Origin of the sequence: Synechococcus sp. R8-2 (assembly GCF_047461715.1) — a bacterium.
In the GTDB taxonomy this organism is placed as follows: domain Bacteria; phylum Cyanobacteriota; class Cyanobacteriia; order Thermostichales; family Thermostichaceae; genus Thermostichus.
Genome location: NZ_JANSHQ010000081.1, coordinates 1 through 8,946, shown reverse-complemented (window position 1 = coordinate 8,946; position 8,946 = coordinate 1). Strand labels below are relative to the sequence as shown.

Here is an 8,946-nt window from a genome sequence, read left to right as displayed (position 1 = left end):
GTTCAGCGTAAATGTATCAGCTGCCTATTGCAGCATCAAAAAAAGAAAGTCTTCTAGGTTGGTTAGGAAGGTCAGCACCTCAGCGGTTGTTCGTTCTTCATCTGGGGATCCCAACTGGACGGCCTGTTGAATCAGCTCTCGAACCGGCGTTGGTCCTTGAAGCAGTGGCGCCAACCAGCTCACTTTCTCGGCAGGGATGCTGATCCGCCCGTGGGTGGCCCCTGTCCACTGCATTTCGTAGGGCCGCTTCTCTTGCAGGGCTTTGCTGTACTCCTGGCGAAAGCGGGGGTTGTCCATCAACAGGGGATTGAATTGTACGGATCCCGACAGCCAATCTTCGTCGCTCCAGGGCAGCACCGGTGAAGAGCCGGCATGCTCCGCCCAGAAGTCGATGAGGCGATGGACAGGGCGAAGGAGTTCATACAGATGCAGCCGCTCCATGACGCTGAGGGTTGCCAACCGCTGCCGTACAAACTCAGGTACCTTTTTAAACAAAGACTCCACTGACCAAGCGGGCCTATCCACCAAGCTCAAAAAGCTCAACCCCGCCTGCTGCAACATGCGAAACAGGTCGGGGATCGTGAACCCCTTGTCGTTGGAGAGTAGGTAATTATTCATAATGGCCGCATCTTCGGCATAGTTGGCCGGGTTCCAGAGCACCGCCTGGGCCACTTCTTCCCGAAGGGATCCCATAAACTCCCGCACATTCTTGGCCCCTACAGCCGGTGGAACGTCAAATTGGCCCACTTTTTGAAAGGCTTCCTGCAAGCGGAAAAACACCTGCCGTTGGTAGCGGCTGTGGAGATTGGCCCGGATGATGCCATCGGGCTTGAGGACATTTTTCATCGCCCGCAGGCCCTCGGTGGGATCCTCCAGCAAATACAAAACATCATTGAGGCTGATGAAATCAAACTGGATCCCCAGGCGATCCAGCTCCAGCAGATTGAGGACATAAAACTCGGCATCTGCGAAGCCGTGGTGGCGCAGGCGTTCTTGGGTGAGCTTCACCGAAGCAGGAGACAGATCACAGGCAACGATCTGGGCCCCTGGATTGGCCTCGGCCATCATCAACGTTTCCCAACCGGAGCCACAGCCGGCATTCAACAAAACCTTGCCCTCCGGCGGGACAATAGCATGGGTGCGCAGGTACTGAGCCGTGGTGTAGCTCATCTTAAACATCTCCGGCAAGGCATTGCGAGCCGTCTGCGAGAGGGGCACATTAGGGTAGGGCAGAGCCTCGTAAAGGCTCAAGGCTCGTTCCGAAGCGGAGAGGGCGGAGCTGGCCATAGGCAGGGGAAAGGCTCAACGGTTCAATTTATGATTGAGTGTAGCCCTGGTCGCGACAGCCTCAGGGATCCGCAAAAAACTTGCCATGGCTACTGCTTCCTTGCCCCGTCGTCGCTCTCGCTTCTCCCTGGCAGGCACTCTGGCCGCCGTTGGGGGGGCGTTTCTGTGTGGGATCCTGGTGGTGCGGCTGCAATTGCCGATGCTGGAGCGGATCAATCTGGGAGAATTGGAAAATGCCGAGGCCCGCAAAAACCGCAACATTGCCCTGGCCAACACGCTGGGGTGGCTGGGCTACCGCAACTTGGGGGCTTCCTGGCTGTGGCTGGAGCTGATCCAGTACTACGGGGATGCACCGGCTCGCACCCTGACTGGCTATGGCCTGGCCTACGACTACTTCGATCACATGCTGCGGCTGGATCCCCATTTCCTCTTGGGCTACCGGCTCTCCAGTTTGGTGTTGGCCTATCGGGCCGGCCAGCCGGAAAAAGCCGTCGAGATTTTGGATCGCGGCTTGCAGCAGTTCAACCCCCAAAACAACCCTGACGCCTGGCGACTTTATGTGGATCGCGCCCTACTTAACTTTATGTTTCTGGGGGATGCGGAAGCGGGCCGCAATGACTACTACCAAGCCGCTGCCTGGCGAGAGCAGGTGGGCCTGCCTGGAGATGAATTTCGCCAGTTGGGGGATAACATTGCCCGCAGCCCCCTCAGCCGCCGTTCCCAATTCGATGTTTGGCTGAGCGTGTATAACTCCACCACCGACCGGGATACCCGCCTGTTTGTCTTGGAACAACTGGTCCAGTTGGGTACGGTGCTGCAAACGCTGCCTACGGGGGAGATCGAGATCCTGCCCCCTCCTCTGCCCGACTTCCCCGACGAAGAACCCTATCGCTTGCGCCTGTGATTTGATCCGGGGGACAAAGATTGCGCCTTAGGGCTGTGACGTTGCCCCAAAAGGTGAGCTAAACTCTAACCCAAATTAAGCCGACCCCACGAGCCGACTCTTCGAGAGCCGCAGCTTTTCGTGGGAGAGGTTCGCTTTTCCGACGTAGGGAGCAGCTGGCTCTGTTGCCTTTGCCAGGGAAGAGCAGCAGCCAGCCTCACGGCAATCCCCAAGGACGCTCTGGGATTCCGGTTTGTTCCCCCAAACTTCTCTATCTTATTATTTCTTAACTTTTGTTCTTGTTCTGCACAATAGGAGTGACCCCCATGACCTCAAGAACTTCCCTTCTGATGACTGTGGCTGTCCTTTCGGGCAGTTGGCTTGTTCTTCCGGCGGCAGCACAATCTTCCGGGACGGCACGGGTGCGGTCGGTGGTAGATGGGGACACCTTTTGGGCGGACTTGAACGGCAGGCCAACCCGTTTCCGTCTGGCCTATGTGGATGCGCCGGAGCTGACCCAAGGGCGCTGGGGGCGGCTATCCCAAGAGGCTCTGCAAAACTTGCTCCCGACGGGATCCCTGGTGCAGGTGGATACCCTCTATGTCACACCGGAAGGGCTTCACATTGCCCAGGTGTACAACGCCGATGGTTTGGTGAATTTGGAGATGTTGCGCCAGGGTCAGGCGGTGGTTTACGAGCGCTTTTTGCACGGGGCCAATCGGCAACGCTACCTAGAAGCCCAAGAGGCGGCCCAAGCGGCGCGGTTAGGCTTCTGGCAGCAACGCAATCCGGTGATGCCTTGGGAGTTTCGGGAGACGGCCACGCAAACCTCGGCCTTTGCGAGGGTCAATGTTTTGGATGGTTCTTTGATTCGTGAAAATCCGGCGGCGGCTGCGGGTGTGGGGATTGCTACTGCGGTGGTGATGGTGGGTCTGAGCAAGGTGCTGTGGAGAAAGCCCAGCCGACAGAGGGTGAGCATCCGGCAGATGGAGCGGGATCTGAAACAATTGCAGCGCAGCCTGACCACAACCCTGGCCAGTCGCAAGCAACTGGAACGGCGGTACGACGAAATTTTGCAAAAGGCCGAAGATTGGTTTGTCAGGGCTGAGAAAGCCAGCCAACAGAACCAGGATGACCTTGCCCGCGAGGCTTTGGTTCGGCGCAACCAGCACATGAGCGCAGCAGAAGCGGTTCGCAAATCTTTGGATGAAGTTGAAGCACAGGTGGCAACCCTTCGCGAAGGCATTTCCCGCCTGGAAAGCCAGATCTCGATGGCCAAGCTGGAGCGGGAGATGAACAACTGACGCCAACGCGATCCAGCCCAACTCTTCCTTGGGAAAGGGGATCCCCGGATCCCCACAGTCGGGCTAAGGCAAGGACGGGGGCAGGTTTTGCAGGATGGTGCGGACAACTGCTGCTGAGTTGAGCGCTGCTGTTTGAAAAAAGCTCAAGAAATCCGTATCGTCCCCTGCATCGCTGACCGAGCGCACCAGCAAACAAGGGATCCCGGCTTCTTGCGCTACTCGCACCACGGCTGCCCCCTCCATCTCCACCACCAAAGCGCCGGTGCGTTCTCGGATTTGTCGGCGTAGGTCTGCGTCGGCCACAAACACATCGCCGGTGGCCACCAAGCCTTGATGGATGACGGGATCCCGGCCTTGCAAGGGATGGAGAGGGATCCGCTCGGGATGGGCCACAATCAGGTCGTAGAGGGCGCTATCGGCCTCGGCCAGTGGGTGGCGCAGCTCTGGGATAAAGTCGATCCCCAAGACAAAGCCCTCGGGTCGTCCGGTGCCGAAGTCGTGCTCAATCGCCGCATGGGCCAGCACCACATCTCCCATGTGCAGGTGATCGGCCAAGGCCCCGGCCACACCGGTAAAAATGATCCCCTGCAAAGGGAAATGGGCCACCAACAGAGCCGCCGTGGTTGCCGCCCGCACCTTGCCCACCCCACCTTGTACCACCACCACCGGTTGCCCCGCCAGGGATCCCTGGTGGAACTGTCGCCCCAGATGGGTATGGATGGAGCAGGTTTCCATTGCTGCGGTGAGCATGGCCACTTCCTCGGGCAGGGCTCCAAGAATACCAATGGCTTTCTGGGGGAGATGAGATGGAGATTCCATAGAGCTTCCCTCAGGTTCTTCGAAAGACTTTTGAACAGGCTCTCTCTCCAGTTGGCGGGGGGGATCGCTTGCCCTCACCTGTCCGGCCACTTAGTGAACCATTGCCAACGGTTTCATTCTCGCCTGAGTTGAGGATCCCAAAGCGATGACCGGATAGGTCGGAGTCTTAGGCGGTATAGCGGTATAGTTGAGGTGGTTGGATAGGGAATAGGGGGAAGACCATGGTTTACAGTGAGCCGCTCATGAGCACCTTTAACCCTTCGCCAGAGGTTTTTCCAGAGCCCCTTCGCTGCGTTGAGGTTGTCTCGGCGGTGGTTTCCAGCCTCAAAGAGGATGCGGCCTACGAAAACCATGAGCAGGGACACACCTGGAAGTTCACCTACGGCACGGCAGAAGTGTTCGTCCATTTGAGCGGCGAATCCCCAGAAGACACCCTTTTGGTATGGTCTCCTGTTCTCTCTCTGCCGGTGGCAGAACCGGCCAAGCTGATGCAGAAGCTCCTGGAGAAGAATTGGAGCGACACCCTAGAGGCGCGCTTTTGCATCTGGAACAACCAGGTGGTGCTGAACCACTACCGCACCTTGGAAGGGATCACAGCGGGCGAAATTTCCCGGGCCATCACCATTGTGGCCAGCTTGGCCGATGAATATGATGAGCCCCTCCAGGCGGAGTTCCCCAAAGTTTAAGGTCTGGCTTTGCCAGGATGGGATCCCAGGGATACTGGCTCCCCTACCGCGTGGCCTCTGGGGCCTGGCAAATGGAGCAGGACTTCCGGCTTTTGCACAGGCTTCGTCGGGATCCTCAGCCCTGCCTGCGCTTTTATGGCTGGGATCAGCTTACCCTCTCGCTGGGACGGCACCAGGTTTGGCCAGATCCCCTGCCAGGGATCCCGATTGTGCGCCGACCCACGGGGGGAAGGGCGGTGCTCCATCAGGCGGCTGAGGATGCAGCAGAGCTGACCTACAGCTTGGTGTTGCCCCTTTCTTACTTGCAAGCCAGGTTGCCCAGTTTGCAGCGGGCCTGGGTGTACGACTTCTGTTGCCGCTTTTGGGTGCAGGGGTTGGCGGAGCTGGGCATTGCCATAGATGAGCCCGCTTTTGCTCACGGCCGAAGCCACCGGGATCCCGGCTACCGCAACAAGACCAGTTGCTTTGCCTCCCGTACCCGTGCTGACCTGAGCTGGCAGGGCAAAAAGCTGATGGGCAACGCCCAACTGTGGCAACCTTGGGGGATCCTGCAACAGGGATCCCTCCTATTGCAACCCAATCTAGAGCTGTGGGAACGGTATCTGCCCGGCTCGCAGGTGATTGGTATCTACGACATTTGCCCCACGGCGCCAGGGATCCCTGCTTTGATCGAACATTTTCTCCAGGCCGCCCGGGAGTGCTTTGAAGTGGAATGGCAAGAAGAAGCCTGGCTCCCTTGGCCGGACTGAGGGCCGGTTGCTGTTAACAATTACCAGCAACAAGAAGCGGCTTGTCTCAACCGTTCCCCAACTCCCCTCTCTCCCTGGGAAAAGGACTGCCAGTCTAGCCGAGACAGCTGTGCTAGAACCTAGGCAGCGCTCAGCCAGGTAAGCCATGCCGAAAGTTTGGGCGGCAGTTTTGCTAGTTGTATCCCTGCTGCCGCAGCCCGCTTGGGCCATTACCCTTGAACAAGTGCCCAACCCCCGCCGTCAGTATGGAGGGTGGGTTTCCGATACCGCCAACATCCTCAGCAGCAGCACCGAAAACGAGCTCAACCGTCTTATCACTCAGCTTGAGCAGCGCACCAGTGCCGAGATGGCAGTGGTTACCGTGCCGAATACTCAGGGATATGCAACACCAAAAGACTTCACCACGCAGCTATTTAACTACTGGGGGATCGGCAAGGCAGGCCAAAACAACGGGGTTTTGTTTCTCATCTCGGTAGGGGATCGGCGGGTGGAAATCGAAACGGGCAGGGGCCTGGTCGCTATCCTCCCCGACAGCCGAGTCCAGCAGATTATCGACCAGCAGATCCTGCCTCGGTTTCGCAATGGGGATTTTGATGGCGGCACTCTGGCGGGGGTGCGGCAGTTGACCTCGGTGTTGCAGGGCCAGCCCGTTGCAAATGTTCCTGCAGTGGCCCAGGGCATTGATTCTTCCCTGGTGGAAGGGATCCTGCTGCTGCTGGGGATCATCATTTTGGGACTGGGGTGGCAGCGCTCTCGCATGCCCGTCTCTCTAAGGGCTGAGCGAGGGGGAAGACAAGTCCTCTCCCTGACACGCAGAGATCTAAGAACAGGTGCTGTGCTCTCTTCGGTTCAGAGCGACCCCATTCGTCTCTTCCTCTATTCGGGATCCCTCTGCCTTGGCGTGTTCCTAGGATTGTCCAGCGGCAACTGGCTGGGGTTCGCTCTGCCGGTTGTGGCTGCTATGGCCACTGACGGCACCTTGAGCCGGAAGCGTGGGATCCCTTTTCAGCCGGTGGTCTGTCAAGCCTGTGGCCGACCCATGCGCCCAATCCAGCCCCAGCTTCTGGATAAGTACCTTCCCCAAGAGCATCGCCTGGCCAGGAGCCGCGGCAGAGCTCGCTACTACGGCTGGTTTTGTCCTACCTGTCAAGGAATAGCTGTGGTTGTGCGCGAAGGCACGCTCTCCCGACACCTTTACTGCCCTCGGTGCCAAGCCCTCACCCTCGACCTCACCACACAGGTTCTCAGGGAAGCCACCTATTCCTCTAGCGGCTTGAAGCTGGAAATCCTGAGCTGTCCTATCTGCGGGTACCGCAGCGAGCGAGAGGTGGTCATTCCCGAGCTCAGCGACACAGACACAGATTCAGACTTCGGTGGAGATTCAGGTGGAGATTCAGACTTCGGTGGCGGTAGCAGCGGAGGTGGCGGGGCGGGCGGCAGTTGGTGAGACCCAACTCTAGAGATTTCTCTATCGATCTGAAAAAGGAGTCGGGCTTCTCTTAAATCCGCCAGGACAGTACAGTGGTAAGGGAGCAGCAATAGAAACTGGCTAAGGACGGATCTCTCATGACCCTCGGAGAAGGCGTACAACTGGTTACATTTGTGGTGCTATCGGCGATGGCCATTGGCTTCGCGCTAGGCGTGGTTTGGGCCCCCAGCATTGTCTATTCCGGTTTTCTGCTCGGGGGCGTTTTCCTGAGCATGGCCGGGTTGTATCTCCTCTTGAATGCCGATTTTGTGGCCGCAGCCCAAGTTCTGATCTACGTCGGCGCGGTTAATGTGTTGATCCTGTTTGCCATCATGTTGGTGAATCGGCGCTACACCTTTGCCCCCCTGAAGCTGGGCTGGCTGCGCAACGGAGTGACGGCAGTCGTGTGCTTGGGGTTGTTTGCCCTTCTGACGGCGATGGCCCTGAATACCCCCTGGCAGTTAGAGCCAATCCAACCCATGAGCAGTGTTTTGGTGATGGGTGGGCATTTCTTCAGGGAGTATCTGTTGCCTTTCGAGCTGGCCTCTGTCCTGCTGTTGATGGCTCTGATCGGTGCTATTGTGCTGGCGCGTCGAGAGTTTGTCATTCCCCAAGCTGGAGAAGGGGATCTGAGCTTGCTGGAGCGGGCCCGACCCCAGCTGGAATCAGAGTCAGAACGACCGGCAGAGCTGGTGAGCACCCGTTGAAGCTGACTGCTCTCGGCCATAAAACCTAGAGCTTTCCCGAGGCCCCTGTCATTGTGTATCTACATGGAGCTCATCGCGATGTTGCAACTGCAGTTTTTCTTGGTGGTGGCAGCGATTCTTTTCTGCATTGGTATTTACGGATTGATTGTGAGCCGCAATGCGATTCGCGTCCTGATGTCGATTGAGCTGATGCTCAATGCGGTGAATCTGAACTTTATGGCTTTCTCCAACTTTGTCGATTCAGCTATGATTCGTGGCCAAGTGTTCTCGGTGTTTGTCATCACCGTGGCGGCTGCTGAGGCTGCTGTGGGCTTGGCCATCGTGTTGGGGATCTATCGCAATCGCGCCACTATTGATATGGAGAGCTTTAACTTGCTCAAGTGGTAGACTTTTTCGATTGTTTAGTTTGTATCAAGGCAAGGCTGGCTAATTCAAGTGAAGGCCAGAATGCCTGAGTAGAGCAAAGCTCCCAAAACAGGCAGGAAAACCAGCAGACCCAGCCAGCGGGATTTATTCAGGCGGGGTGGAATGGCAAAGATCACCCAGATACCGAAGATCAAGTTGACTAGGGGAATGAAGAAGAGGATCACCCACCAGCCGGGTTTACCAGCAGCTCGACACATCACCCAGATGTTAGCAATCGGGATCCAAGCTAACCAAGCATTCGGCACGTTTAGCTTCTCTCCAATCACCATTAAGGTGTAGCTAAAGAAGGCGTAAAGGGCAACGGCAATCAGCCCTGGTAAAAGCTCATCCATCGTGACCCTCCCACATATTTTTTTGATATTTGCGAATGTCAACTCACTTGTCTCCAGCGTCTCTTTGGTGTCAGAGACAACCCTCGAATCTATACAGCTATAAGGCCAAACCGCAAGAAAACCAACTTTCCAAAGCTGTTCAGGAGCTACTCTGATCCCGCCCACAAAGTTAGCCAAAAGGGATCCCGTTGTCCAGACCTATCTGTCAAGTTTCATCAAGAATTCTGTCAAGTTTCATCAAGAATACAGATCTGACGAATAATCTCTCAAGCACGGGGGGGCAAC

At 57.1% G+C, this 8,946-nt stretch carries 10 protein-coding genes; 7 read left to right on the top strand and 3 right to left on the bottom strand.

Annotation, left to right across the window (positions count from 1 at the left end):
• Window positions 1-24: 24 nt before the first annotated feature.
• Window positions 25-1,287, bottom strand: coding sequence for a class I SAM-dependent methyltransferase (locus NW819_RS02200; RefSeq protein WP_414412758.1), 1,263 nt, complete (start codon window positions 1,285-1,287; stop codon window positions 25-27).
• A gap of 85 nt (window positions 1,288-1,372) precedes the next feature.
• Here NW819_RS02200 and NW819_RS02195 point away from each other — a divergent pair, with 85 nt between their 5' ends.
• Entirely contained in the window at window positions 1,373-2,191 is an 819-nt protein-coding gene (locus NW819_RS02195) for a hypothetical protein (protein WP_414412757.1), read from the top strand.
• Between the two features lie 329 nt (window positions 2,192-2,520).
• On the top strand, window positions 2,521-3,474 hold the full coding sequence (locus NW819_RS02190; RefSeq protein ID WP_414412756.1) for a PspA/IM30 family protein: 954 nt from the start codon (window positions 2,521-2,523) through the stop codon (window positions 3,472-3,474).
• A gap of 63 nt (window positions 3,475-3,537) precedes the next feature.
• Here the strand turns inward: NW819_RS02190 and NW819_RS02185 are convergent, their stop codons facing one another.
• Complete coding sequence (locus NW819_RS02185; protein WP_414382819.1) at window positions 3,538-4,293, bottom strand: 5'-methylthioadenosine/adenosylhomocysteine nucleosidase; 756 nt, start codon at window positions 4,291-4,293, stop codon at window positions 3,538-3,540.
• Window positions 4,294-4,514: 221 nt separating this feature from the next.
• Here NW819_RS02185 and NW819_RS02180 point away from each other — a divergent pair, with 221 nt between their 5' ends.
• The 5 genes from NW819_RS02180 to nuoK all read left to right on the top strand — a co-directional run bounded on the left by NW819_RS02180 (window position 4,515) and on the right by nuoK (window position 8,290).
• Window positions 4,515-4,979, top strand: coding sequence for a YbjN domain-containing protein (locus tag NW819_RS02180; protein ID WP_414328810.1), 465 nt, complete (start codon window positions 4,515-4,517; stop codon window positions 4,977-4,979).
• Window positions 4,980-4,996: 17 nt separating this feature from the next.
• Window positions 4,997-5,728, top strand: coding sequence for a lipoyl protein ligase domain-containing protein (locus NW819_RS02175; RefSeq protein WP_414412755.1), 732 nt, complete (start codon window positions 4,997-4,999; stop codon window positions 5,726-5,728).
• Between the two features lie 145 nt (window positions 5,729-5,873).
• The gene (locus tag NW819_RS02170) at window positions 5,874-7,175 is read left to right on the top strand and encodes a TPM domain-containing protein (RefSeq protein ID WP_414412754.1); all 1,302 of its coding nucleotides are present in this window, start codon (window positions 5,874-5,876) and stop codon (window positions 7,173-7,175) included.
• A 119-nt stretch (window positions 7,176-7,294) separates the two neighbouring features.
• Entirely contained in the window at window positions 7,295-7,903 is a 609-nt protein-coding gene (locus tag NW819_RS02165) for an NADH-quinone oxidoreductase subunit J (protein WP_414328806.1), read from the top strand.
• 81 nt (window positions 7,904-7,984) lie between these two features.
• Window positions 7,985-8,290, top strand: a complete 306-nt coding sequence (nuoK, locus tag NW819_RS02160; protein ID WP_414328814.1) for an NADH-quinone oxidoreductase subunit NuoK — start codon at window positions 7,985-7,987, stop codon at window positions 8,288-8,290.
• 44 nt (window positions 8,291-8,334) lie between these two features.
• Here nuoK and NW819_RS02155 read toward each other — a convergent pair whose 3' ends face one another.
• Window positions 8,335-8,661, bottom strand: a complete 327-nt coding sequence (locus tag NW819_RS02155) for a DUF5684 domain-containing protein (protein WP_011432901.1) — start codon at window positions 8,659-8,661, stop codon at window positions 8,335-8,337.
• Between the last annotated feature and the right edge of the window lie 285 nt (window positions 8,662-8,946).

Bases quoted from the DNA above. Each gene is read 5' to 3' on its own strand.
- NW819_RS02165 (WP_414328806.1), top strand. From the start codon at position 7,295: ATGACCCTCGGAGAAGGCGTACAACTGGTTACATTTGTGGTGCTATCG.
- NW819_RS02155 (WP_011432901.1), bottom strand. From the start codon at position 8,661: ATGGATGAGCTTTTACCAGGGCTGATTGCCGTTGCCCTTTACGCCTTC.
- NW819_RS02200 (WP_414412758.1), bottom strand. From the start codon at position 1,287: ATGGCCAGCTCCGCCCTCTCCGCTTCGGAACGAGCCTTGAGCCTTTAC.
- NW819_RS02180 (WP_414328810.1), top strand. From the start codon at position 4,515: ATGGTTTACAGTGAGCCGCTCATGAGCACCTTTAACCCTTCGCCAGAG.
- NW819_RS02190 (WP_414412756.1), top strand. From the start codon at position 2,521: ATGACTGTGGCTGTCCTTTCGGGCAGTTGGCTTGTTCTTCCGGCGGCA.
- NW819_RS02185 (WP_414382819.1), bottom strand. From the start codon at position 4,293: ATGGAATCTCCATCTCATCTCCCCCAGAAAGCCATTGGTATTCTTGGA.
- NW819_RS02175 (WP_414412755.1), top strand. From the start codon at position 4,997: ATGGGATCCCAGGGATACTGGCTCCCCTACCGCGTGGCCTCTGGGGCC.
- NW819_RS02170 (WP_414412754.1), top strand. From the start codon at position 5,874: ATGCCGAAAGTTTGGGCGGCAGTTTTGCTAGTTGTATCCCTGCTGCCG.
- NW819_RS02195 (WP_414412757.1), top strand. From the start codon at position 1,373: ATGGCTACTGCTTCCTTGCCCCGTCGTCGCTCTCGCTTCTCCCTGGCA.